The organism is Desulfovibrio sp. JC022, from assembly GCF_010470665.1.
In the GTDB taxonomy this organism is placed as follows: Bacteria; Desulfobacterota; Desulfovibrionia; order Desulfovibrionales; family Desulfovibrionaceae; genus Maridesulfovibrio.
On sequence record NZ_VOPZ01000009.1, the window covers coordinates 52,288 to 78,082 of the forward strand.

At 45.9% G+C, this 25,795-nt stretch carries 23 protein-coding genes; 7 read left to right on the plus strand and 16 right to left on the minus strand.

The window, feature by feature from the left end; translation table 11 throughout:
* Position 1: 1 nt before the first annotated feature.
* From FMS18_RS15575 to FMS18_RS15605, 7 genes are all read right to left on the minus strand, one after another.
* Complete coding sequence (locus tag FMS18_RS15575; RefSeq protein WP_163295607.1) at positions 2-832, minus strand: flagellar motor protein MotB; 831 nt, start codon at positions 830-832, stop codon at positions 2-4.
* 58 nt (positions 833-890) lie between these two features.
* Entirely contained in the window at positions 891-1,652 is a 762-nt protein-coding gene (locus tag FMS18_RS15580) for a motility protein A (RefSeq protein WP_163295608.1), read from the minus strand.
* A 27-nt stretch (positions 1,653-1,679) separates the two neighbouring features.
* Positions 1,680-2,384 carry a YggS family pyridoxal phosphate-dependent enzyme gene (locus FMS18_RS15585; RefSeq protein ID WP_163295609.1) on the minus strand — a complete coding sequence of 235 codons (705 nt, stop codon included), beginning with the start codon at positions 2,382-2,384 and terminating at the stop codon, positions 1,680-1,682.
* Positions 2,385-2,489: 105 nt separating this feature from the next.
* On the minus strand, positions 2,490-3,407 hold the full coding sequence (gene era, locus FMS18_RS15590; RefSeq protein WP_163295610.1) for a GTPase Era: 918 nt from the start codon (positions 3,405-3,407) through the stop codon (positions 2,490-2,492).
* 361 nt (positions 3,408-3,768) lie between these two features.
* Entirely contained in the window at positions 3,769-6,171 is a 2,403-nt protein-coding gene (gene topA, locus FMS18_RS15595; RefSeq protein WP_163295611.1) for a type I DNA topoisomerase, read from the minus strand.
* 123 nt (positions 6,172-6,294) lie between these two features.
* Positions 6,295-6,588 carry an Hpt domain-containing protein gene (locus tag FMS18_RS15600; protein WP_163295612.1) on the minus strand — a complete coding sequence of 98 codons (294 nt, stop codon included), beginning with the start codon at positions 6,586-6,588 and terminating at the stop codon, positions 6,295-6,297.
* Positions 6,589-6,634: 46 nt separating this feature from the next.
* A complete protein-coding gene (locus tag FMS18_RS15605) occupies positions 6,635-7,960 on the minus strand; it encodes an APC family permease (protein ID WP_163295613.1) in 1,326 nt (441 codons plus the stop codon).
* 752 nt (positions 7,961-8,712) lie between these two features.
* Here FMS18_RS15605 and FMS18_RS15610 point away from each other — a divergent pair.
* Together FMS18_RS15610 and rsgA are read left to right on the plus strand one after the other, a co-directional pair.
* Entirely contained in the window at positions 8,713-9,108 is a 396-nt protein-coding gene (locus FMS18_RS15610; RefSeq protein WP_163295614.1) for an RNHCP domain-containing protein, read from the plus strand.
* Positions 9,105-10,178 carry a ribosome small subunit-dependent GTPase A gene (rsgA, locus tag FMS18_RS15615; RefSeq protein ID WP_163295615.1) on the plus strand — a complete coding sequence of 358 codons (1,074 nt, stop codon included), beginning with the start codon at positions 9,105-9,107 and terminating at the stop codon, positions 10,176-10,178. The genes FMS18_RS15610 and rsgA overlap by 4 nt, the downstream gene beginning before the upstream one ends.
* A 44-nt stretch (positions 10,179-10,222) precedes the next feature.
* On the opposite strand, the gene FMS18_RS15620 is transcribed toward rsgA, so the two are convergent.
* The 3 genes from FMS18_RS15620 to FMS18_RS15630 all read right to left on the minus strand — a co-directional run bounded on the left by FMS18_RS15620 (position 10,223) and on the right by FMS18_RS15630 (position 15,083).
* Positions 10,223-13,378, minus strand: a complete 3,156-nt coding sequence (locus FMS18_RS15620) for an efflux RND transporter permease subunit (protein WP_163295616.1) — start codon at positions 13,376-13,378, stop codon at positions 10,223-10,225.
* A 105-nt stretch (positions 13,379-13,483) separates the two neighbouring features.
* The gene (locus FMS18_RS15625) at positions 13,484-14,494 is read right to left on the minus strand and encodes an efflux RND transporter periplasmic adaptor subunit (protein WP_163295617.1); all 1,011 of its coding nucleotides are present in this window, start codon (positions 14,492-14,494) and stop codon (positions 13,484-13,486) included.
* Positions 14,475-15,083: a TetR/AcrR family transcriptional regulator gene (locus tag FMS18_RS15630; RefSeq protein WP_239061065.1), complete on the minus strand. Its 609-nt coding sequence runs from the start codon at positions 15,081-15,083 to the stop codon at positions 14,475-14,477. Before FMS18_RS15630 ends, FMS18_RS15625 begins: the two co-directional genes overlap by 20 nt.
* 367 nt (positions 15,084-15,450) lie before the next feature.
* Here FMS18_RS15630 and FMS18_RS15635 point away from each other — a divergent pair, with 367 nt between their 5' ends.
* On the plus strand, positions 15,451-15,729 hold the full coding sequence (locus FMS18_RS15635; protein ID WP_163295619.1) for a hypothetical protein: 279 nt from the start codon (positions 15,451-15,453) through the stop codon (positions 15,727-15,729).
* Positions 15,730-15,815: 86 nt separating this feature from the next.
* Here FMS18_RS15635 and FMS18_RS15640 read toward each other — a convergent pair whose 3' ends face one another.
* The 4 genes from FMS18_RS15640 to FMS18_RS15655 all read right to left on the minus strand — a co-directional run bounded on the left by FMS18_RS15640 (position 15,816) and on the right by FMS18_RS15655 (position 21,494).
* Positions 15,816-16,874 (minus strand): HD-GYP domain-containing protein, encoded by a 1,059-nt coding sequence (locus FMS18_RS15640; RefSeq protein WP_163295620.1) that lies wholly within the window; start codon positions 16,872-16,874, stop codon positions 15,816-15,818.
* 14 nt (positions 16,875-16,888) lie between these two features.
* On the minus strand, positions 16,889-19,558 hold the full coding sequence (locus tag FMS18_RS15645) for a PAS domain S-box protein (protein WP_163295621.1): 2,670 nt from the start codon (positions 19,556-19,558) through the stop codon (positions 16,889-16,891).
* 15 nt (positions 19,559-19,573) lie between these two features.
* Positions 19,574-20,932: a Na+/H+ antiporter NhaA gene (gene nhaA / locus FMS18_RS15650; protein WP_163295622.1), complete on the minus strand. Its 1,359-nt coding sequence runs from the start codon at positions 20,930-20,932 to the stop codon at positions 19,574-19,576.
* Between the two features lie 172 nt (positions 20,933-21,104).
* Positions 21,105-21,494, minus strand: a complete 390-nt coding sequence (locus FMS18_RS15655) for a hypothetical protein (protein ID WP_163295623.1) — start codon at positions 21,492-21,494, stop codon at positions 21,105-21,107.
* 224 nt (positions 21,495-21,718) lie between these two features.
* Between FMS18_RS15655 and FMS18_RS15660 the strand changes: the two genes are divergently transcribed.
* From FMS18_RS15660 to hisG, 3 genes are all read left to right on the plus strand, one after another.
* A complete protein-coding gene (locus FMS18_RS15660) occupies positions 21,719-22,159 on the plus strand; it encodes a Fur family transcriptional regulator (RefSeq protein ID WP_163295624.1) in 441 nt (146 codons plus the stop codon).
* 161 nt (positions 22,160-22,320) lie between these two features.
* On the plus strand, positions 22,321-22,695 hold the full coding sequence (gene hisI, locus FMS18_RS15665; RefSeq protein WP_163295625.1) for a phosphoribosyl-AMP cyclohydrolase: 375 nt from the start codon (positions 22,321-22,323) through the stop codon (positions 22,693-22,695).
* Entirely contained in the window at positions 22,695-23,570 is an 876-nt protein-coding gene (gene hisG / locus FMS18_RS15670; protein ID WP_163295626.1) for an ATP phosphoribosyltransferase, read from the plus strand. The genes hisI and hisG overlap by 1 nt, the downstream gene beginning before the upstream one ends.
* 85 nt (positions 23,571-23,655) lie before the next feature.
* Here hisG and FMS18_RS15675 read toward each other — a convergent pair whose 3' ends face one another.
* The gene (locus tag FMS18_RS15675) at positions 23,656-24,048 is read right to left on the minus strand and encodes a hypothetical protein (RefSeq protein ID WP_163295627.1); all 393 of its coding nucleotides are present in this window, start codon (positions 24,046-24,048) and stop codon (positions 23,656-23,658) included.
* A gap of 143 nt (positions 24,049-24,191) precedes the next feature.
* Positions 24,192-24,347 carry a hypothetical protein gene (locus FMS18_RS15680; protein WP_163295552.1) on the minus strand — a complete coding sequence of 52 codons (156 nt, stop codon included), beginning with the start codon at positions 24,345-24,347 and terminating at the stop codon, positions 24,192-24,194.
* 412 nt (positions 24,348-24,759) lie between these two features.
* Here FMS18_RS15680 and FMS18_RS15685 point away from each other — a divergent pair, with 412 nt between their 5' ends.
* The gene (locus FMS18_RS15685; RefSeq protein ID WP_163295628.1) at positions 24,760-25,716 is read left to right on the plus strand and encodes a hypothetical protein; all 957 of its coding nucleotides are present in this window, start codon (positions 24,760-24,762) and stop codon (positions 25,714-25,716) included.
* The last annotated feature ends 79 nt before the right edge of the window (positions 25,717-25,795 follow it).

Consider the following 25,795-nt stretch of genomic DNA (forward strand, 5'->3'; position numbering starts at 1 on the left):
CTCACTGCTTGGTCCGGGGTTTGTCAGCATCACCAATGGGAAAGACAAAATCATCAAATTTGAATTTATCGTTTTCCTTACGCGGAGGCTGATACTCCTTGATTTCCTTAGAAACAGCCGCGCTGCGAGTATCAAGCACCAGATCAACCCTGCGATTCATCCTGCGTCCCTCGGGAGTGGAGTTTGGATGGCGGGGCCTGAATTTACCGAATGCCTCCAGCTTCAACATTTCCGGATTCATGCCGTTGCGGATCAGGTAATTATAAACCGCAAGTGACCTGCTCAAAGAAAGTTTCCATGAAATATCAGGGGTTAAATCCCGGTCTTCAACACGGTAGTCTTCCCCAAGCTCATCACGAAGGATAGAAGTATGTCCGGCAACCAGCACAGGGTGCTTAACCCTTTTGAGCACCGGGAGAACTGTATCAAGAATTCGCGCACCCTCAAGTGAAACGGAGGTGCTGTCCGGGGTAAAAAGAACATCGGCTCCAATGGAAAGAATCTGCACAAACCTGTTGGATTCAAAACGCAAATCCTCTTCGGCAAATTCCCAGAGCAAGGGCTTGATAGGCTCCAGACCTTCCTGAAGCTCCATAGGGCCGACCTGAACGGTTTTGCGGGACTGGGTGTCGGAAAGAACATCGAATCCTTTGGAACCGAACCCGAACGTACCGATAATGGAACCGAGCACCACCATCTTACGCCGTTCATCAACAACCGACATACTCACCAGCAGCACAAAAAAGGTGAGCATCAGGGTCATCAAGTCACTGAAGGTAATCAGCCATAAAGGCTGACCTTCAGGCTCTTGCGGCTTTTTCTTCCTACCCATCAATCCCCCGTTCAAACATTTGCTGAACCGGCCCAGTACACAATGAAACTATGCCCCGCTAATCGGTAATCTTGCGGATTTTCGGAGGCAGGAAGCTGTTCAGCTTCTCCTCAATAATCTTGGGGTTCTCACCTTTGGAAATTGCGATGATGCCTTCCATGACCATTTCCCGAAGCAGGATTTCCTCTTTACTGCGGGTTTTGAGCTTTCCGGACATGGGAGTAAAGACAAGGTTTGCCAGAATCGCACCGTAAAGAGTGGTCAGCAGCGCAACAGCCATGGCAGGCCCGATGGTACTTGGGTCACTCATGGTCTGGAGCATCTGCACCAGCCCGATAACCGTACCGATCATACCCATGGCCGGAGCAAAGTCGGCAAAAATCTTCAGGATCTCAGCCCCGGTTTCATGCCTGTTCTCAAGGTACTGGATTTCTGTTTCCAGAATTTCCTGAATAACCTGCGGCTCAAGGCCGTCAACAGTAAGTTGCAGCCCTTTGCGCAGAAAGTCGTCTTCAATGGATTTCAAGGCAGGTTCAAGAGAAAGAATGCCTTCACGGCGGGCGCGGTTGGCGAAATCCATGAACTTATCAATGATCTCACCCGGTGATTCAAGACTGGAAAAAAAAGTCTTTTTAATAACCCCTACAACGCCCAAGACATGGCCCATGGGATAGTTGACCAGCGAGGCCCCGATGGTCCCGCCGATAACGATCAGTACAGAGGGAACGGAAATAAAAATACCCAAGGGACTTCCGACCAGAATAGCCGAAAGCACAAGTCCGAAAGAAAGAACTATTCCTATTACTGTACCCAGATCCATTCAGTCCGCCTGTGGGTGTTTTAAGGTTTAGTATCCCGGTCTTTTGCCAAAAATTCTGGTTCCGACCCTGATCATGGTGGAGCCTTCCTCAATGGCTACCCGGAAATCCCCGGTCATGCCCATGGAAAGTTCCGGCAGCTTGATTCCGAAAAGTTTTTCCATACCTTCGGAGAGCATACGCAACCTTGCAAAGTAGGGCCTTGCCCCTTCCGGATCACCGAAAAAAGGCGGCAAACACATCAGCCCGGTCAGCTTGAGGTTGCCGTAACCCTGAATCTCTTCAATCAGAGCGGGGAGTGTCTCTTCGGTCACCCCGCACTTCTGTTCCTCACAAGCGGTATTTACCTGAATGAGGATATTCTGGACCGTATCCAGAGCCTCGGCCTTTTTATTAAGCAGTCCGGCCAGCTTGGATGAATCCACACTATGCACTGCGCAGAACTTTCCGGCCACCTGTTTGGCCTTTTTGGACTGCAACCCACCTATAAAATGCCAGTCTATATCAAGACCGGACAGCTCATCCTGCTTGGCTAAGGCTTCCTGTACGTAAGATTCGCCAAAGCAGCGATGTCCGGCATTGTACAACATCTCGATATCAGAGGCTGCGTGAAGTTTGGAAACCGCCATGACGGTGACTTCCTCTGGTTTACGACCGGCCCTTAAGCAGGCCTGAGCCACTTCTTCCTTAACCTCTGAAATATTCTCAACAAGTTCTTTTTCTCTGTTACTCATTGTCAAACAGCCGTTTTCAGTAAGCGGCATACATTAAAATTCGGTTGATTATATAAATTTCTTTAATAAAAAGAAAACAAAAGGACAAGAATTCTTCGCGCCGGACTACTCACCAAGTCCAAGGGAACGCAAGAAACCCACATCTTCAGTCCAGCCCTCACGGACTTTAACCCAAAGTTCAAGCATGACCTTCATCTCAAGCATCTCTTCCAGTTCTTTTCTGGCCTGAGTGCCGATTTTCTTAAGGTTCTGCCCGCCCTTACCGATGATCATACCTTTGTGGTTCTTCTTGGTGGTATAAATAATGGCCCCGATATTGACCAGATTACGCTCGGTTTCTTCGGTCCAGAATTCAATTTCCACTGCTGTGGAATAAGGCAGTTCCTGCTGCAAGCTCATAAACAACTTTTCGCGCACGGTTTCAGCAGCCATGAAGCGCATGGGTACAGTTGAAACCTGATCTTCAGGGAACATGGGCGGCCCTTCAGGCAGAGTCTCAATAACTTTTTCCAGCAAAACATCCGCGCCATCACCTTTAAGAGCGGAAACAGGAATGAATTCAGCTTCAGGCCAGAGTTCCTGAGCCTTTTCCATTACCGGAAGCAATTTTGCTTTATCTTTAACCTTGTCGATTTTGTTTACTGCCACGAACAGCTTTTTATTGGACTGGTTGACCGGTTTAACTACCGGAGCCAGTTCCTGCTCCATGAGATGGGGCTTGGCTGCGTAAAGAGCAGCGTCAAAGAGAACCACGATGGCATTGGCACTTCCAAGCGCTTCCCACGCAGACTCAAGCAGAAAACGGTTCATCTTTCCGCGCATGCGGTGGATGCCGGGAGTGTCCAAAAAGACAATCTGTGAGTTTTCATTGCTCAAAATACCGCTGATGCGGTTACGGGTGGTCTGGGGTTTAGGTGAAACAATCGCCACCTTCTGGCCCAGATAGTGGTTCATGAGAGTGGATTTACCAGCGTTAGGGGGACCGATCAAAGCCACCCAGCCAAATTTATATTCTTCAGACATTTTATTTCCTTGTTATGATGCGCTGTCGCGCTTTTATTTAAGAGTGCCTCCGGCGGGTCTACCGACGGTCCCTCCGGGGGCTTAACCCCTTTTTGTAAAAAGGGGTTAAGAATCCCAAAAACTTTTAGTTAGCTATCGCTACCAGTCTTTGAAATTCATGCGGTAATTCATTTCAAACAACCGCCGAGAGCAAAATACACGAAAAATTGATACTAGGCCAATTTCAAAAAATTGAATTCCTGAAACGCACTGAAAAAACATTAAAAGACCTTTCCAATTAGTCCTTGGAAAGGTCTTTTTTGATCTAACATTTGCCTAGATTTAATCTAGACTTTCTTTAGTTTCACGTGAAACCAAAGACTTACCCTTCGTCCTCACCCTGAACATAGCCACACCCTTTTTCCGGGCAGGCAATATGCTCACCTTTGGCGCGGGTGGTCTTTTTGACCAGCACAGGATGTCCACATTTCGGGCAGGGCCCGTCAATGGGCGGATACCAGACCGCATAATCGCAATCCGGGTACTGATCGCAGGAGTAAAAAAGTTTTCCACGGCGGGAGCTTTTTTCCACCAACTCGCCTTTGCAACCTTCACGAGGACATTTGACCCCGGTAGAGAACGGTTTGGCGTGTTTGCAATCAGGGTAATTGGAGCAGGCAATAAAACGGCTTCCGGTACGGGCATGTTTGATAATCAGCTCGCCGTCCTTACAATCTGGACATTTACCGACCTTCAAGGCTGAAGGTGTTTCCACAACCTTGATTTTGCCGTCATCATCGCGCTCGAAATTCTTAATATTGCGGCAATCAGGATATCCGGTACAGCCGAGGAATTCACCGCGACTGGAACGTTTGATAGCCATAGGACTGCCGCATTTCTCACAGGTAACCCCGGTCTCTTCCGGCGGTTCCTCTTCCAGAACTACGATCTTACCCTTTTCATCGCGGGTGAAATTGACGATGCTTTTGCAGTCCGGGTAGTTGGAACAGCCGAGAAATTCCCCGGTACGTCCAAACTTTATAACCATGGGTGAACCACATTTTTCACAAACAATTCCGGTATCCTCTCCGCCGCGCTTCATTTCCTTGGACGCGGTTTCAAGGGTGGGATAAAACCCGTCCACGAAATTTTTCATCAAAAAGGTCCACTCGATCTTGCCGTCAGCAACATCATCAAGCTGCTTTTCCATGGCAGCGGTGAACCCGACATCCATGAGTTCCTTAAAATGCTCGGAAAGCTGGTCGCTGACCACAAAACCGAGTTCCGTGGGGATAAATTTCTTTTCCTCAAGATTCACGTAACCGCGATCCTGAATGGTAGAAATAATGGATGCATAAGTCGACGGACGACCGATACCTTTCTCTTCCAGCTCACGGACGAGGGAAGCTTCGGAATAACGGGCCGGGGGCTGAGTAAACTTCTGTTCGCTGTCGATCTTCTCGACCTTGAGCACTTCGCCCTTTTCCAGCTTGGGCAACTCAATGAGCTTTTCATCACCGGTCTTGCCGGTAACGCGCATAAAACCGGGAAAGAGCAATCTTTCGCCCTTGGAACGCCAGATGGTGTTCTTGGCCTGAATGGTGACCACGGTATCCCAGAAACGGGCCGGAGCCATCTGGGAAGCGATGAAGCGGTTCCAGATGAGCTTGTAGACCTTGAACTGGTCCGCAGGCAGAAAAGGTTTCACATCTTCAGGCATGATTGTCGCGTCAACAGGGCGGATAGCTTCGTGAGCATCCTGCGCGCCGCCTTTGGATTTATAGACGCGAGGCTTGGCCGGGTAGAATTCATCCCCGTATTTTTCAAGGATAACCTTCTTGGCAGTATCCCGAGCTTCGTTAGCGATACGCACGGAATCAGTACGCATATAGGTGATCAGTGCTGTTGTACCTTTATCACCAAGCTCAACACCTTCATAAAGACGCTGGGCAAGAGTCATGGTCCGCTTGGCGGAATAACCGAGTCTGCGGTTGGCGTCCTGCTGCAAGGTGGAAGTGATGTAAGGAGGCAGGGGATTACGCTTACGCTCCTTCTCTGTGAGATCAGTAATCTCAAAAGGCACACCCTTTACGTTACTCTGGAGGGCTTCCGCTTCATCAGCAGAACCGATCTCGGCCTTTTTGCCGTCCACTTTCCAGAGGTCGGCCACGAAAGGCGGTGGATTATTGCCTTCCACATGGGCTTTAAAGAGCCAGTATTCTTCAGGAATAAAAGCACGGCGGGCCTTTTCACGCTCCACTACAAGCTTGAGCGCAACGGACTGCACGCGCCCTGCGGAAATACCCCTTTTTACCTTTTTCCAAAGAATGGGAGAAATTTTGTAACCCACCAGACGGTCCAGAATACGACGGGCCTGCTGGGAATCGAAAAGCTGTTCATTGAGCGGCTTCGGATGTTCTAGAGCTTCTTTAACAGCTCTTGCGGTAATTTCGTTGAACTGGATACGGCTGACGTTCTGGTTCACTTCCTGAATAATAGCCGCAACGTGCCAGCCGATGGCCTCCCCTTCGCGGTCGGGGTCAGGTGCCAGGAAGACATGATCGGCCTTAGCCGCTGCCTTCTTCAGCTTATTGACCACATCCTCTTTACCGGGAATGATCTGGTACTGGGGGGTAAAATCACCATCTTCTTCGACTCCCAGTTTATTCTTGGGCAGGTCACGCACGTGACCGACGGATGCGGCCACCTGGTAATTTTTACCAAGAAACTTACTGATAGTCTTCACCTTTGCCGGGGACTCAACAACAATCAAATCTTTGCTCATAGTTTGCAGCCTATAACCATCAAGTTGACACTATGCAACCATAAAAAACGGTCATCCAAAGCTTTTCAGCTTATGTGAATGGTATACTCTTTTGTTAAATATTATTTTTAACTAACCAAAAAATCAGGAAGAAATACATTTTTTCAACGCTGATAATTTTTCCTGTAAAATTTTTATGTCATTGCCATCACGGGCCGAAAGTTCCAGCTCCTTGGCCTTGACTGTCACTTTCGGCAAGCCGAAAGTCCGCGCCGAACCAGCCACAGCATGGGCGTTTTTGTACAGCTTTTCGAGATCAGCGTCATCGCCGCCGCGCTCATAAGCAGAAAGATAACCTTCCAGCTCTTCAACACGCCCACCGAGTGCCGCAGCATATCTCTTATTAAGCTCAGCAAGCTTTTCGTCAAGTGTAGCCATGTTTGCCTCCACCAAAAAAAAGCCCGCGTAGTGCGGGCTTTTGTCATTAGCGTTTGGAGCTGTTCATCAACAAGCCCCCTGCTGCTTGAATCAGCAGGAAGATTATCAGGAAGTGGATGAACATATCCTTCTGGATTGCACCCCAGATAATGTACACTGAACCGCAACCCGCCAGCAATGGGCAGAGGAAACGACTCAGAGGTCCGAGGTCGGTAAAAGTCTTCATCACCCAGATGTAAATAGAGATGTAAATCACATACAGGAATGCGATGGGCAGTTCGGATACATCCATAAACTGACCCCACCAGCCGTGAAAGTTACCGTACCAGACTACCAGCCAGAAGCAGGACAGAAAGTAACCGATAATTGCGGACCAGCTGGTGCTATTGGTAACCGGGTTAACCTGCCTGAAAAGATCAGCACGGGGACCGAGGTTACGGGAAGCAATGGAGAACATGCCGCGAGCAGACCCCATGATCAGGCCGTTCAGCGTACCGAGGCAGGAAATAATAACAAACACGGTCAGCAGGGTGCCGCCAACATTACCGAAGATCATTTCAATAACACGCACAGGTGCGGCGTCGCCTTCAGCAAGAACCTGATCATTGGTCAGTACGCCGGAAATACCCAGATAATAAAGCATGTAAATGGTCATTACCGCGATGGTACCGACAACAAGTGCACGGGGCAGGGTCTTTTTAGCGTCTTTAAGTTCGGCGTTGATGACGGTTGCGATAATCCAGCCTTCGTAAGCAAAGGCGGTGGAAAGGGTAGCCACGGCAAGTCCGCCGCCGCTGCCGGAAATTTCACTGGCAGTCTGCATGAAGTTCTGCATGGTCTGACCGCTGGAAAGACCGGTAATACCACCAACAACAGCCACAAGACCGAGCGGGATCAGCTTGATTATAGTAGAGGAAACCTGCCACTTACCGGCCAGAACCGGAGAATAGTAGTTGAGCAGGAAAAATGCGGTCAAATAAACAAAGGACAGGGGCCAGAGCATATCTTTCATACCCATCAAACCAACAGAATAGTTGGCGGATACCCAGGCCAGAACCGCAACCAGAGTCGGGTAATAGATAAAGGTCATAAACCAACCGACCATGTACCCGGCTTTCTCACCGTAAGCTTCTTCAAAATAGTCAACCAGACCGTTAACCTTCTCAATACGGGTCGCGATCTTTGAAAAAACATATGCGGTAACAACCATGATGGTACCACCGATCAGCCATGCAAGCAGTGCGGTGGGCAGATCGCCACCCGCAGCCTTGAGAACGTCATCGGCTTTAAAGAAAACCCCTGAGCCGATTACGATCCCCACAACCATAGCGGTTGCAGTCCAGAAACCGTATTTCTTCTGTAAATTATCCATATTTAACAATCACCCCTTTTACTCTTCTTCCATCCAACCTTCCCTTGATCCAAAAAGCTGCCTAGCATCTGGAAAACAAAACATGGGAAGCAAACCAACCGCAATATACAATGATCATGAAATAAATCCTGCATTATCCCTGCTGGAGATACATAAAAACATTGGCAGGATATAACCATCATCAGGCACAAACAGATTTACTTGCGCGGATAATGCGGTTATGTCCAGAATTTTTTTCCCATTTTTGCAAAAAAAGAGAATTTAACACTATAAAAATGCGTAAAAATCAGACGCATAGCAAAAATGACTTCCCTGAACTTTGCAGGCCATCGCCTCAGCTGATAATCTTTGCATTGACAAATAAGTAGAGAAATGCAAATTGGACCGAGTTATTAACTTTTAAAGGAGATTTTATGTTTACCAATGTGAGAAGGGTGTTCCTGTTCTAGGAGTGCACTTTAAGGACATTAAAAATTTAGAATATTTCTATTCTAAGCTTCAATTCTAAGCCTCTGGCTTAATTCTATCCGTCTTTTTTGTCATTCCACTCCCGCAGGACAGGTGCGCCCAGTACCTGATTGTTATTACCCTGATTAGTTTAATTTACAGCTGATTTGGCTGTTTTTGGATTTGTGTCTACGCACAGCAAGGGAATCCCATTACCTTCTGTCCGAACAACAATCCATAAACATCCTTTAAAGACAGCTGCTTATATAAGGTAAATACATTTATGTGTTTGCAGGAGTAGAGTCATGTCCAGACAACAAAAAACCATCCACATCGATACCAACCCGTTCATCTGCGAAAATTGCGGTCTTACAGTACCGTCCCCAGAAAGCGGTACCCAGAACCGGAACCATTGTCCCCATTGTTTGCACAGCAAGCATATGGATATGAAAATCGGGGACCGCCGTTCCGGCTGCCGGGGGATCATGGAACCGATCGGCTTGTGGGTAAAAGAAAACAAGGAGTGTGCAGTTATTCATCGCTGCCAGAAGTGCGGCTTTATCCGCACCAACCGTATTGCAGGCGACGACAATGAGGTAGTGCTGTTCACACTGGCTGCACGGTTGATTACCCAATTGCCCTTCCCGGCGAATATCGCACTGGAAAAAATTGAACGTCAGCAGATGGGCGGTGAAATATGATGAATATTAATAAATTAGGCTGGAATTCCTTTTTTGAAGACCAGTTTCAGACTTATAGGGAACAAGGTCTTAGTGTCGGCCGTGTTTTAAGGGAAGTGCGCGGGCAGTACACCCTCTACTCTGCACAAGGCCTTATCAGCGGGGATGTTTCCGGACATTTTCATTATAGAGCAATAGATCGCTCAGATTACCCTACAGTGGGTGACTGGGTGGTCTTCCGGCAATGTGCTGATTATGCCCAGATTGAACACGTGCTTGAGCGGAGAAGTGGATTTTCACGCAACAGTGCCGGAAGTCAGGCTCAGGAACAGGTGGTCGCTGCCAACATCGATTACCTGTGCATAGTCTGCGGACTGGACGGAGGCAGGAACTTCAACCTCCGGGGAATTGAACGCTACATTGCCATGGCAGTGGAAGGCGGTGCAAAACCAATCATCGTGCTGAATAAAGCAGACCTCTGTGATGACCGGGAAATAGCCCTCTTGCAGGCCCAAAGCGTTGCAGAAAATATCCCGATCCACATGCTCAGCGCATTAACCAAAGAAGGGGTAGACGAATTTTCAATGAGTTTTGAAAAAGGTTCTACAATAGCCTTCAGCGGTCAATCCGGTGTGGGAAAATCATCCCTGATCAATTGTCTGTTAGGCATGGAAACGCTGAAAACCGGAAATTTGCGCGAAAGTGACCTGCGCGGCAAACACACCACCACGCATAAGGAATTATTCTTCCTGAAAAGCGGGGCCATGGTCATCGACACTCCCGGTATGCGCGAATTACAATTATGGGGGAGCCGTAAAAGTCTGGATCAAACATATGGTGAAATTCATGAAGCAGCCAAAAACTGCCGCTTCCGGGACTGCACCCACCAGAACGAACCCGGCTGCGCCGTGCGCGAACTCTTGATAGACGGATCATTGGAAACAGAACGCTATGAGAATTACTCTGATATGCGTGCCGAACTCGCCTTTATCGAGAGCAAGGTTGACGAAACAAAGCGTCATGCGAGAAAAGCTAAAGAGAAGCAACTATCCAAGTTGATTCGCAAGACCATAAAAACCAAAAGAAAATAAATAAGAACCGGGTGGCTCAGTGAAAACAGAGCCACCCGGTTCCGTTACTTAGCTTTACGCTTTTCCCGCCACTCCATAACCCCCATCAGCAAATCCCATTCAATCGGGATAATAAACAGAGTCAGAAAAGTAGCAGTACAAAGACCGGTCACAAAAGTTGAAGCCATGGCTCCCCAGACAAGTGAGTAGGAAGGAAAACCCACCGCCATGGGTAAAAGCCCCAGTGTGGTGGTCAGGGTGGTTAATAGGATGGGCCGCAAACGGATGCGCACTCCCTCACGCATGGCTGCTTTGCGGTCCATGCCGGATTTATAAAGCTTGTTCATAAAATCCAGCAGTACCAGCGAATCATTGACCACAACCCCGGTTACCCCAACGGTGGCAATAAAACTGTTCACCGTGAAAATGGTCTGAGAAAAGAAGGTCCCCAAAATTACCCCGGTCAGGGAAAATATTACAGCGGAAAGGATAATCACCGGCTGAGCATAAGACTGGAATTGGGTAGCCAGAATCAGGTAAATGATCAGGATAGCAGTCATAAAAGCATATATCAGCGAAGTATAGGATTTGCGGGTGGATTCGAATTCACCGGAGAAATTAATGGTCGCTCCGGGAAATTCACCACGCACAGAATCATAAAATTCACTGACCATGTTCACTGCCGCCGGGGATGAAAGACGTGAACCTGGCTTGATGTTGGCAGTGATGGTCACAGCCCGCTGACTCATAAAGCGATTAAACTGCCCCGGTTCCATATAAATGGAAACATCGCAGATATCACCGATACGCACCGGACTCTCATTATGCTCCAGCACGGGCACGGAAAGGGCATCCTCAGGACTGTTCAGATATTGCGGATCGATCTTCAAACGCAAATCAACATCTTCATCGGAAAGCCTGAATTCTCCCACAAAGCGGCCATCCAAGACTGAACCGGAAAGATTGGCTACCTGTTTCGGGGTCAACCCGTATTCAGCGACCCGTTCATTTATGGGACTGAACCTGAAAATACGGTTGGGCGTGCCGTCATCAGTACCAAGGTTAACCAGATGCGGTCCAAGCTTATCATTTTCCTTGATAAATTTCATGATCTCCGCGGTCAGCCCATTAACGGAGGCATGATCGGCACCAAGAACCCGGATATTGATATCCTTGCCTGCTGGAGGACCGTCTTTTTCCGGTCGGATACTGAATTTCCAACCCGGCTGGGCAAACTTTTCAAGCTCTTTACGCATGTATTCAAGATGTGCACCCGGATCATTTTCCGGTGCATCCGCAAAAGCCTGCTTCTCTTTGGCCGGAAGCTCAACCACGATATTACCGAGGTTGGAACCGTAAACCATTTCATAATCTTCGTTTTGATAGAATCCGGCAAAAGCCGTAGCAGATTTGGCCATACCCGGACCCATCTTTTCCACGAAAACGGAAATACGTTTCAATTTGTCGGAAGTAACCTCAATAGGCGTAGCCACCGGCCCGTCCAATTCAATATAATAGAGGGAGTAATCATCCGGGAAAAACTTGATTTTGATCAGGGGCAGTTTCCCTGAGATGGAAACCCCGAGAATAAATATGGCTGAAATAAAAGCCCCTAGAACCACGGTCAGCGAAATAAATCTGAACCGCACAACCACGGAAAGCAGTTTGTCGGTCCATCTGCGCAAAGGACGCATGAAGGCCGGTTCGCGGGTATATTTTTCCCTGTTCTTCATCAGCCCCTTGGCACCGGGCCAATCCAGAAAGTGCGGAGGCAGAATCAGCAGACACTCAATCAATGAAGCAATAAGCGCGAAGGTTACCGCCTTGGGTACCTGTGCAAAAAATTCCCCGGTGGACCCGGTCATTATCAGCATGGGCAGGAAAGCAGCCACAGTGGTGGCAGTAGCTGAAAGAACAGGCAGAAAAACTTCAGAAGCTCCATCCACCACCGCTTCCTCTAAAGATTTGCCTTCCTGCACGTGACGAAAAATATTTTCCACCACCACAATAGCATCATCCACTATGATCCCACTGACCAGCACAAAGGAAAAAAGCGTAATCTGGTTAAGCGAGTTCCCGGTCAGCTTCATAATGATCATGGTCACCAAAAAAGCAAAGGGCACCCCGATGGTGGTCAGCATGGCATTCCTGAACCCCATGACAAGATAGATAACCACAAAGACAAGCACAATCCCCACCAGCAGGTTCATACCCAGCGTGTTGATGGCATCTTCAATGTGCAGACGCTGGTCGCTGGTCAGGATAAGTTCCACTCCTTCCTTATCCAGAGAGTCCTTAAAAGAAGCAGTTATCTTCTCAACTTCTTCAGCAATGGTCACCGCATTACCATCCAAGGATTTCACCACCTTGAGGGTAACTGCACTACGGCCATTAATGGAAGTGATCACCTGCGGATCACGGTAGGAAACCCGCGCGTCGCTCAGCACATCACCCACTGTAACGAATGATCCATCGCCGTCCATACGCACGATTGTGTCAGCTATTTCTTCACGGGTGCGAAACCGCTCATCCACAACAATCACATACTCGCCGCCAGCAGCGGAAAAATCACCTGCCGGAATAGATATATTGGCATCAGCCAAAGCACGAGCCACATCATCAAAGGTCAACTTGAAGCGGACAAGTTTATGTGGATCGAGATTTACATGAAATTCACGGGTATACTCCCCTTCCACTTCAACTTCATTCACACCCGTAATCTTACGCAGCTGAATTTTCATTTCATCAGCCATCATGGATAAAGCACGGTTGGCGCGGTCACCCACAAGACAGACCCGGATTACCGGGAGCCATTCGCTTACATTAATTTCTGTGAAAGTAGGCGGATCCATCTCCCGAGGCAGGTCATTCTGGATTGAAAGAACCCGGAAGCGCAGTTCGTCATAACCTTTGGCGTAGTCGGTATCATCAAGGAATTTGACCATGATACTGGTCCGTTCCCTGAACGACCTTGAGCGGATATATTCAACATTTTCAAGGTCATCCAGCGCGTCTTCGATCTTTTTAGTGACCAGTGCTTCAACATCCGCCGGGGATGCACCGGGCAGAAATCCTGAAATTACCACTTTGCCCATATGAACGTTGGGGTAGCGTTCAACAGGCAGGTCAGCCATGCTGAACACTCCAACAATCATCAACAATACGAAAATGATGTTGATGAAAACCGTCTGCTTAAGTGTAAAACGCATTAACTTTTTCATGATATATGCCTTCGGCGACCCTGCCGGGGGCCTTAAACCCTTTTGCAAAAGGGTTTAAGAATCCCAAAACCTTTTATTAGTTTTGGTCTGGATAAAATTCTACAATCAGGGCTTGAGAAGGAACTCTTCACCGGACTTTACTGCCCGTGAAGAAACCCTGACTTTTCCGTCTTCAGTATCGCCGAGCACTAACACTTTTACCCGCACACCGTCGGGACGGACAATAAAAGTATCGTCATAGGCTTTAAGCAGTGCGGATTTGGGAACAACCACCGCCCCGCCTGGATCCGGCATTTTGATATCCAGTTCGGTTCGCAGACCGCCACGGAATTGAAATTTGCCCTTGCTGATTTCAAAATCCACTTCAACCTTGCGGGTTTCGGGGTCAAAATCAGGGGAAATGCGTTCAAGGTTGGCGGGAACTTCAATACCGAGATCGGGAAGTGTCAGGGTAATATTACTTGATTTACTAATTTTCTTGAGTTCGGGGATAGTTAAGGCGTATGGCACGAGCAGGGATTTAAAATTACCCAGCTCCGCTACCTTCTCACCATTGTTGACCCACTCACCCGGCTCTATATAACGCTTGATCACCCGCCAGCCAGCTGGACCGCGCAATGTGTAACGACGCAGATGTTCACGATCCACATTAAGCTTGAGCTGGGTAGAACGAAGCAATGCTTCCGCCGATTCAAAATTACGGATATGCAGATCCAATTCGGACTGGGCAGCAGTGTTCTTTTTAACCAGCTTGATATAACGTTTTGCTTCCTTGTCATAATAGGTCAGATCGGAGCGCAGCCGTTTGAGATCCGCCTGTAGTTGGGCGATTTCAAGCTTAACGAAAGTGGGATCAAGCTCGGCAAAACGTCCGCTATCACTGATTGTATCACCTACATCAGAATAGACCTTGGTGCATACGGCGGATTCTTCGCTAACAAGGGTCATGGCTACCCGCGGACGGGTAAACCCGGTCAGGGTGATTATTCGCGAAGCTTGTTCTACTTTAAAAGTCTTGGAACTTGCGCCTGATGCTCCTGACACGGCAGGACCGATCCAGCCTGCCTGAATAAGCAATACAAAAAAAACCGCTATTCTAATCAGATTTATTTTCATTAGGTACCCCCTGTCTGGACCGCTCTTTTTGCGGAAGAGTTATAAAATCAAGGACCTGATCAAAAATAGTATCCATATCAAGATCCGGCATGCTGTTCTGTAGCCGCCCGGTTGAAGCAAGACTGGCCAGCCCGTGCACAGAAGACCATAACGAAGCAACGGCAATATCAACCGAAACATCGCCCAGCACCTCTGTTTCAATACATTGGCGGACAGTCTCTTTAAAATTCATGAAATTGCGATGCGGCTTGCCAACCCATTTTTCAGGATCACAAAAAGATGGTGCTCTTCTATTGAAAAAGAGCTCATAAAACTCAGGTTCGGCGCAGGCAAAATCCAGATAAATACGTCCGCCCTCACGCAAACGCTGAAATGGATCTTCCAACTCCGGTAAATGAGCCTGCATACGCCCGAATTTTTCCATCCCCTCCTGTTTGAGGGCAAGCAGCAGTTCTTCCTTGTTCTTGAAATACCGATAAAGCGCAGCCGGGCTGTAATTAATTTTCGCCGCTATCTTGCGCATAGAAACATTCTCAAACCCATCCTTGACGAACAGCTCTCTTGCCGCATCAAGGATTCTTTCTTTCATACGGTTATGCTCTTCTTCTCTTCTGGTGATTCTTGTCATAAGCAGTATTTAGCAAACAGCGTTCACATTGTAAACAGTGTTCACGGTATTTTAACACTAATTCAACTAGGTCTTAATTAAACACAAAAAAAAGACCGACCATGCATTTTTTAGCAAATGCAATGGGCGGTCAAAAATTAACTAAGTTCATAATTGGAAAAACCACTATGAATTCTTTTTCAAAAGATCGAACTGGATATTAATAATTTTCTAGATTATTAAAACTCTACAACTATCATGAAATTTCACAAATTTAACTATTCAATGAGCATGGATTGTCGTTTGAAAAGTAATTTATTCATAAAAAAATAGCAAAAGGATCAAATCGATGACCCAAAAAGCAACTTCCCCCAAACAAATCAAAAATGCCCCTACGTTAAAGAAACTTACCTTGACCACTTACACTCTTATCGTCCTGCTCACTGGCTCTTTACTTGGAGCAGGACTTGTGTGGGCATTTGGCCCCGCTGCACGGGTAGAACTGGGAGGTCAGCAGGTCGGTGTCACCATGTTGAGCAAGAATTCTGTACGTGTTATGATCTATGGTGGTCCTCAAATTACTAAAGTGGATAGATCCGGGCCATATGCGGATATTGAATTCAAATAAAAACTTCTAGCAAAAAATTAGTCCATGCATTTGTAAGCAAATGCATGGACTAACTATGACTTTTACCACAAATTACTAAATATTGATTAATCAGCACACCCCTCTTTTATGGAAAGTATCTCATCAAGATTATCAAAAAAGATATCAATCAGAGAAGGATCAAAATGAGCTCCACGCCCTTCTTTCATAATTTCAAGTGACTTCTCTATGGAAAACGGTTCCTTGTAAGGGCGACGACTGGTCAGGGCATCAAAAACATCCGCAACAGCACAAATCCTTCCAGGCTGCGGTATATTTTCGCCGGATAAACCGGAAGGATAACCTGAACCGTCCCATTTCTCATGATGACTCAACGCAATAATCGACCCCATATCAATATAATCAGAACTGCCCATGGAAAGAATACTTCCACCAATAACTGCATGGCTTTTCATCACATCCCACTCTTCAGCCGTCAGCTTGCCGGGTTTTAATAAGATATGATCCGGAATGCCTATCTTGCCGATATCATGCATGGGGCTGCTGGTATGAATAAGCTGCACAGTTTCTTTATCAAGACCGCTCTTTTCAGCGAGTATCCGGCTATACTCCGCCATCCTGATAATATGGTTTGCTGTTTCCTCATCCTTATATTCTGCTGCGGCGCAAAGATGATGAATAGTCTCAACATGTGCTTCATCAAGTTTTGACAGGGCGTCACGTAATTCGAGAGTTCTCGTTTCCACCATTTCATGTAGGTCAAACTGAAAAGCATTTATTTCATCCTGCTGCCCTTTCAGCCGCAACATGGACTCAGTCCGGGTTTTAAGCTCAACAATATCTATAGGCTTGGTAATAAAATCGTTTGCCCCAACTTCAACAGCCTTGAGGCGGTCATCCTTCCGGGAAAGGGTGGTGACCATAATTACCGGAATATCTTGTGTTTCTGTATTTTCCCGAATCTTAGTCACAAATTCAAACCCGTTCATAACAGGCATCATCACATCACTAAGCACAAGATCAAAAGATCGATCCAGCTTTTCAAGAGCCACAACAGCATTCTCAGCTCCGACCACATCATGGCCAAGCTTGGTTAAAATGCCTTCCAGCAGCATAATGTTATGCGGCTCGTCATCAACAACTAATATTTTTCTTTTGCACTCCATGAAAACCATCCCGTTTATTCAGGCCTTTCTTCAGGAATTGTGATCATTACCACAGTTTCGTTACGTTCATCAAAAGTCATCATCTCAATTTCATATTGCATGGCATCGGCCATAAGTTTTGCTGAGTAAGTACCAAGCCCGGTACCGCTGTCTTTACCGTAGGTCACATATTTTTGGAAAAATATATCTCTAATCTGCTCAGGCACAACTCCGGTATTACGAAAAGAAATCATACTATTCCCGTTACGCATAAATTCAATAACTATTTTTTTACCGGAAGGCGAGGCTTCGATTGCGTTGGTCAGCAAACCGGAAATAAGTGAATAAATCAATCTCTCTTCACCCCAGACAACAAGAGAATTGTCATCCGCATCGCCGGAGCTCAACATTTCAACTTCAACTTTCTGGGCGGAAATCTTTGATCTGCAATTATCAATAACCTGCTTTGCCACACCAATCACATCCACCTGCAAAGGACAATATTCGTATTTCCCGGTTTCCATTTTGAACATATCCAGCGACATATCAATCATGTGCAGCATATTCTTACCGGAATCTTCAATGGTCTTAAGAAGACCATGCTGCTGCTCTGTGAGATTATCATCCATACGTAATAACCCGGGAAGACCGATAATGCCGTTAAGCGGAGTTTTCAAATCATGGCGCATAATCAAATCAACATCTGATTTAAGACGCTCAAGATCCTTTTTGTCGCTTATGTCTTCCTTTACGGCAACATAACTTACTAACTCTTCTTTTTCATTGTATACCGGAGAAATAGAAGCAGCTTCCCAGTATAAAGAACCATCCTTTTTCCTGTTAACAATATCTCCGCGCCATGTCTGACCTCTTACAATGGTATCCCACATTTCTTTGTAGAATACTTCGTCATGCTTGCCGGATTTAAGAACTCTAGGATTCTCCCCCAGAGCCTCTTGTTTTGAATACCCTGTTTCTTTGCTAAAGTATGGATTTACATAGGTAATATTACCTTCAGTATCAGTAATAACAACAGATACAGGAGCATTCTCAATAGCCCGTGTAAGAATTTTCAATCTTTCCTCGCGCTCCTTACGTTCTGTAATATCTATGGCAACGCCTTCAAATATATTTTCATCCAATTCAAAATCATAAGTCATATAACCGAACACAGACATACAACATTCTCTGCCGTCAGGAATCGTAAACTCAAGTTCATATTCTACTGTGTCAACTTCCCCGGCTATGACCTGCTTATTCTTCTCCATGGCTTCCGCCAAGGATTCAGGATTGAAATCAAAAAGCTCCGTCCATCGTTGACCGATACCTGATTCAGCAGAACCATACCCCAAATGAGCAAATCCCTCACTTAAACGTAAGAAGACACCATCAACTGTGTGCGAAAAAAATATAAACTTCCTGCTGAGCTTATTGGTGACATGATCAAAACGAGTCTTGCTTTCTCTTAGCTCTGTTTCCATCAGCTTCCGACTGGTAATATCATGAATAGTACCATAGGAACGGATCGGCTTACCTGCATCATCATAGCTGAACTTACCCCGCTCTGAAACGTGCCTTACTTCACCATCTGGCCGCACTATTCTATGATCCAAGGAATAGGACTTCCCGCTCTTCATAGCTTCAAGATATGTCTCACGTACAATTCCCCGATCTTTAGGATGAACCAGTCTTGTAAAGAAACCTATTTTTGAAGGAGTGTATTCTCCCTTAACCACACCAAAAATTTGATAAGTCTCGTTTGACCACCATATTTTGCCACTCAAAAGATCCATGGACCAATTCCCGAGATGAGCTATGGACTGTGCTTCACTGAGATTTGTTTTTACCATCTCAACTTCTGCATTTTTGGTGATTATTTTGTAGATGGAGAAAGAAATGCTCAAAGCCAGCAATAAGAATATTGCATGCAGGATAAGAGATCCAGGGGGAATTACACCCCATCCGCCAACTGGAACAGCGGCAAGCTGCCACGATCCATTTGAAAGAGTAACCTGCATGACAACAGGGCTTTTATCCGGATTAAACACTTCAGGATCTCCAAAAAAAACAGCCCCGTCCGCTCCCTTGCCATCCACACCGCGTGCAGCAATTTTCAAATTTTTAATGGTGGTTAGCCCGGCGTTAACGAAAAGTTTTTCCAAATCAATGACCGCTGAAACTATCCCCCAGAAATATTCATTGGAACGAACAAATACCGGAGCCCTTCCTACAAATCCCCTTCCGCCCTGAACCAGATCAATCGGCCCGGCCACTATCATTTTCCCGGTATTATGAACCTGTTTTACCTGCTCCCACTGATCCGGGTGCAACCTGTAATCCATCCCAAGCACGTCCTCATTACCTTCAAGGGGGTACACATAATCAACAATATAGTCAGGAGCTACTCCGATATTTGTGATAAGTTTCGACCTGAAAAGCATTCCCCGGCAGTAACTCTCCAATTCACTTGTGCGCAATTCCGGATGGTAGGAGACATAATCCGCCAACCCCTGAATCAATAAAAGATTGCTGTTCACTTCCTTTTCAAGTTGAGCTCGAATTGTTGCAGTCTGATGGTAAACTGAAAATTTCTGATCATTTTTGTAACGCTGGTAAAGCTGATACTGAATAAATATATCCAGAGCCAAAAATATGCAGATTACAATTGCGACATATTTTAAAATAACAATCTTTGTTTCACGCATAATCTAACAATCAGCCTATCCGTCATATTCAGGGGATAACGGGCAACTTCTTAAAACAATGAATCCCAGAATTCCGGCAACAACAGATGCCGCAAGAATGCTGAATTTGGCTTCAACAATAAATGGTGAAGAAGCATCCCAAGCCAGAGTGGTGATAAAAATGGACATGGTAAAACCGATACCGGCCAACAATGCCGCACCGAGAAAATGACCGGGAACAAGCGTTTTAGGCATATCGGCTATTCCACTCTTAACCGCTACCCAGCTGGCAAAGCAGATTCCGATAACCTTACCCACAATCAAACCGGAAAAAATACCCAGACTTACCGGATGAAAAACATCCAGCCCGCCGCCCTCAGCACTGAAGTTTATTCCCGCATTAGCAAGAGCAAAAATAGGCATGATCCCGAAAGCCACCCAGTAGTGCAGATTATGCTCAATTCTCTTAAGCGGAGGGCTGGCCATCAAAACATCACGATTAATATTACCGAGAGCAGAAAGCATCTGCTTGTTGGAAAGAGTTACCCTGTTTTTATCCCCGCCCATTTCGTAATCCATGAGGTGGTTGCGCATTGGAATCAAAAAATCTGTGCAGCAAAGCCGGGTGGAAGCCGGGATAGTCATGGCCGCAAGCACACCGGCTACAGTGGCATGTACTCCGCTTTTCAGGAATGCCAGCCACATCAGGCAGCCAAAAAACAAATATGGAAGCGGATGGCGTACACCAAGTTTATTGAGAATAATCATGCAGATGAAAAAGAGCATACCCAGCCCGATAATCCAGAGCGATATACCGGATGAATAAAAAATGGCGATAACAAGGATCGCCCCTATATCATCCACAATGGCTACTGCGGTAAGGAACACCTTCAAGCTGAGCGGAACCCGGTCACCAAGCATAGAAAGTACGCCCAGTGAAAAAGCGATATCCGTAGCCATGGGAATTCCCCAACCGTCCACCGAAGGGGTTCCGATATTGAAAAATGCATAAACAAGGGCCGGGACAACCATCCCCCCCACAGCCGCGAAAATAGGCAACGATGCCTGACGGAATGAATTAAGTTCGCCAACCAGAATCTCACGCTTGATCTCAAGACCTACCAAAAAAAAGAAAACAGCCATAAGGCCGTCATTAATCCACAAAATGGCAGGCTTAGAGAGGATAAAACCCCCAGCCCCAACGGTAAGCGGCATATTTTTAAAAGCTTCGTAATAATGACCCCACGGTGAATTGGCCCAGATCAGGGCAATGACGGTTGCTATGATTAATACCAGACCGCCGGAAGATTCAATCTTAACGAACTCATAAAAAGGCTGGAGCATTTTATCAATTTTCGGCTCACTATCCTTGCTCACAACTTGTGCTTGGCCCATGGGAACTCCCTGCATTTTCTGATCAGAATATTGTTAACAGATGATATCCGTTTATTTGACAACACCATAACAGGAATGGATGTTTATTGAAATTACTTAAAATAAGATTATAAAAAGAAAAAACGGGCTCCAGTTACACTGAAACCCGCTATTAGCTACGTTATTAATATTTTTACTGATTTGAATGTGCTTCCTTAATCCTTGCTGCAATGTAATCCTTCGGACCGGCATCATCAGCATCAAAGCAATTTGCGTCCTCGCCAAGCAATCCTTCAGGAACAAAATCTGCCATTTCATCAGGATCGGTAATGCAATCGCCGTAAAAGCATACGGACAGCCAGCGGTTGGCGGGATCATCGTCAATAACATCCACCATCACAAAAAGAGGCCATTTATCCTGTCCTTTTTTTACTCCGCGCATAGAGTAAGTAACACCGGGACGGGCATGGAATTCAATCTCAGTATTATCAAGGGATTCCAGAATCTGCTTAAATTCAACAAAAACATCTTTCACGCCGGCAGGATCTTCAGTCCATTCGGAAATAAATTTTTCCAGCTCCATTTTGCAAAACTCCTTGGTTGAGTATTATCGATCCCATGAACGGGTAAAACGAAACAGCCCTGAAATGACAATAATTCATGATCAGGACATAATTCCGTCACTTTTTTGCGTTATCCATACTCCGATGTATAGAGATGAGCAATGATCATTTGACATTGACATTCAATTCAATGTAAGTGAACTGTACTCTAAAAAGGTAAACATAAAATTTTGGATACAGTTTAATGAAATCAGCACAGGACATATTTACTGAATACCTGACCCGTCAGAGACTTAAAATGACCCCCCAGCGCAGAACTATTCTGCAAGTGTTCCTTGCTGAGGAAGGTCATATCTCTTCAGAAGAACTGTACAACCTTGTCCGGGCAGAAGACTCGTCAATCGGACAGGCTACTGTTTACCGTACCCTGAAACTTCTTGCTGATTCCGGCATCGCCAAATCCGTCGATTTCAACGACGGTGTTATCCGCTATGAACATAAGTACGGTCATGAGCATCATGACCATCTTGTCTGCGAACGTTGCGGTAAGACCATTGAAGCTGTGGATAACGAAATCGAACATCTACAGGAAGAACTCGCCAAGAAATATGGTTTCGAACTTACCCATCATGAGATGTATCTTTTCGGCGTCTGCAAGGAGTGCCAAGGAAAAAGCGAGAAATAACGCACAAAATTTCCTTACACATACTTAAAAACGCCGCCTGAAATCAGTCGGCGTTTTTTTTTGCATCACGGGAAAATTTAATAACGGCAATTGGCGGGATTTCATAATCCCATTTCATATTTATAACCAAGGCTGCAAGGCCCCGCTAAACAGAGGATTGTATGATCAAGCCCGACTTTGAAAAAATGAACAATCTGGTACCGGCCATTGCTCAGGACGCCGAAACCGGTGAAGTCCTGATGATGGCTTACATGAATGAAGAAGCATGGAATAAGACGCTTGAAACCGGCGATGCCCATTATTGGAGCAGAAGCCGCAACACCCTCTGGCATAAAGGCGGAACATCCGGTCATGTACAGAAAATCAAATCCATAAAGATTGATTGTGATGAGGACACCCTCGTACTGCTCGTGGACCAGATCGGCGGCGCAGCCTGCCACAAAGGATACAGAAGCTGTTTTTATCGTGAACTTAAGGAAGGCGAAGTTATCAAATGTTCGCCCATGGTTTTTGACCCCAAGGAGGTATACAAATAATGTCTAAGCAACTGAAAATCGGACTGCCTAAAGGTTCTTTGCAGGATGCAACTATCAAACTCTTCGCCAAATCCGGCTGGAAAGTTAACCTGCACCACAGAAACTATTTTCCTGATGTAAACGATGATGAACTGAACATTTCCATGTGCCGTGTTCAGGAAATTTCACGCTATATCGAAGACGGTGTTCTGGACTGCGGTCTTGCCGGAAGAGATTGGGTTCTGGAAAACAAATCCGATGTTATTGAAGTCTCCAGCCTTGTGTACTCCAAAGTCAGCAACCGTCCCGCCCGCTGGATTCTGGCTGTTGCAGGAGACTCCCCCTACAAAAAACCGGAAGACCTTGCCGGAAAGAAAATCGCAACAGAACTTCTCGGTGCCACCAAGGATTATTTCGAATCCAGAAATATCGACGTAGATGTTTTCTACTCCTGGGGTGCCACTGAAGCAAAAGTTGTTGAAGGCCTTTGCGACGCAATTGTTGAAGTAACCGAAACCGGTACCACCATCAAAGCCCACGGGTTGCGCGTAATTGATGAAGTCATGTCCACCAACACCGTGCTCATCGTTAATAAAGACGCATGGAATGATCCCTGGAAGCGTAAGAAAATTGAAAACATCAATCTACTGCTCCAAGGCGCACTCCGCGCTGAAAAAATGGTTGGCCTGAAAATGAACATGCCCAAGGCTTCCCTTGAAAAAGCCATGGAAGTAATGCCCAGCCTGAACTCACCAACCGTATCCGATCTTTCCGATCCGCAGTGGGTGTCGGTTGAAATCATGGTCGAAGAAGTGGTTGTGCGTGAGCTCATCCCCGAGCTTATCGACATGGGCGCGGAAGGAATTATCGAGTATCCGCTGAATAAAGTTATTTAACTTTCTAAATAGCCTAATAAAAAACTGGACCGTGGATTATCTCCACGGTCCAGTTTTTTATTAGGTTGAATAACCCCGACTAATTCTATTGCGAAACAATCCTTACACACATGGGCACCTGCTTATCTCCGAGCTGAATCACGATTTGCTGCTGCCCTGCGGGGCATGAATTACTGTTAGCATAACTGATCTTGGCACAGCGAACTTTAGGATCACCTTGAATGCTGTAAGGAAATGTACCCGGAGGGCAGGTCATATTTATACCGACCCGGGGAGGCTGATTACCCATTAACTTACTTTTAACACCCGCAACACATACAGCAAGATACTCATCCCCGAGACCTTCGGAAGCCAATGATTTTCTACATTCCTGCTCAATAAGGGTATCCATTTCACTAGCCTGTACCGGTATCACCAGCAGGACTGCGAATAAAGAAATACACGCGATCAGAGTAGACACAATTTTCATACCTTTCATTTTCACTCCAGATTTATAAAAGAATAAAGGGACAAAAAGGCTTATAACATGTTCAACATCAATGAATCAAACATCATCATAAATTTTCACATTCAGGTGCCCCTCTCAGCTTTGCTTTTTTCAAGAAGACGATTTAATAAGTCTTACACATGTTCAAAATTCTTATCTTCATAGCAATCCTGATTCTGATATTCGGGTACCGCAAAAAGCAAAAAATCAAAGGCGGTATTAATATCAATACCATCCTGATGGCCGCTTTGGTGGTTCTTTTCATTATTTCCCTGCTTACCAGATTTCAAAACTGACCTCCTGAACGCTCTGCTTTAAATAAAACCTATCGATAACTACAAATCAATCTAAACCCTTAAATAAAAACATCAACACGTATCTAAAAAATATCAGCTGATTTGAATTTTAACATTGATATTCAATCCCCACCGGGCGTATCCTAAACCAACTCAGGCATTAAGAATCCACCCACTAAATACCTGAGTCAGGTTATCTCATGACCTCTGTTGCTTAGAACGGCTGCTCTTACCATGACAGCAGCCGTTCTATTTTTTTGGCTGTTGACCCTGCTGACGATTAAGGTTATCGATAAGCAATATTTTTGTTATTCATTTAATATATTGCATAAATTTATCAAAAAATCAGCAAGCAAACATAGGTTTGCGTATCTGTAGACCTGTAAAAAAGCGCATAGGATTAAAAATGACAGCTGAAACCTTCACTCACCGTGAGCTTTCCTCCATCACCGGAGTATCGGTCACCACCATCAAAAGTTATCGCAAAAAATTTCCGGAATTCTTTTTTATTGTCGGACACGGCAAACCCCTGCGCTTCAGAAAAGGGGCTGACAAACTCTGCCTGCGCATACGCGATCTCTTTAATAAAAATCTATCGGTAAAGCAGATACACGACAAACTTTTAACAGAATTTGAATCAGTTAAAGAAAATCGTCAGCTATCGGAAAACATCAAAAATTCAGATAATCCACAGGTAAGCAGTGATGAATTCGAAAAGCTGGCTAAAACCACAGCTCAGATGATGAACGGACTTGCAGCACTGGTCACCGTACAGGCAAAAGCTGAGCAGCGTCTTGCCCGCATTGAGAAATCACTGAAAGAACTGGTTTCGACCCAGTCTCAAGCACCATCCAGCACAGAAATGTTACAGGAAATAAAGGATATCCTTGCTGCTTCCGGTGGTTTGCAGCAGCCGGAAAGGATCACCGCCAAAAAAGTTGTCACCATTAAAAAAGATGACGGACAGGCTGAATCATATTCCTTAGATGCTGATAGATCAGCCATTGAACCGGAAGCTGAATTTCTGGAGCTCCCGGTGGTCATCCACTCTGAAAACGGCGAATTTCTGGGCCTGCCCGGTAAGCCAGGACATCCTTTCACTCTGCAAGAACTCGTTTATCTGGTCAGCAGCCGCAAAGAAGAAGGTGCTTCCAAGGTCTGGCATAAACAGGGACGGGACTGGGTTTTGGCCGTCAAATCTCCGGAAGGACCGTTGTATGAGCTTTATTTCAGCATGACCAAGACTCCTAAAGGAAATATCGTATCTTTCTTCAATAAATTAGATATAAATTCAGAATCAAGCAACCATGCAGATATCCTTGTTTTCTTCAAAGAAGTGCGGGATTTGATTGATTCAATCTAATTTCTGGAAAATTGTGCGGATACCGTTTGCATAAAGAATCTATATTCAGCTATTATCGGCTTGATATTCAATAATTAAG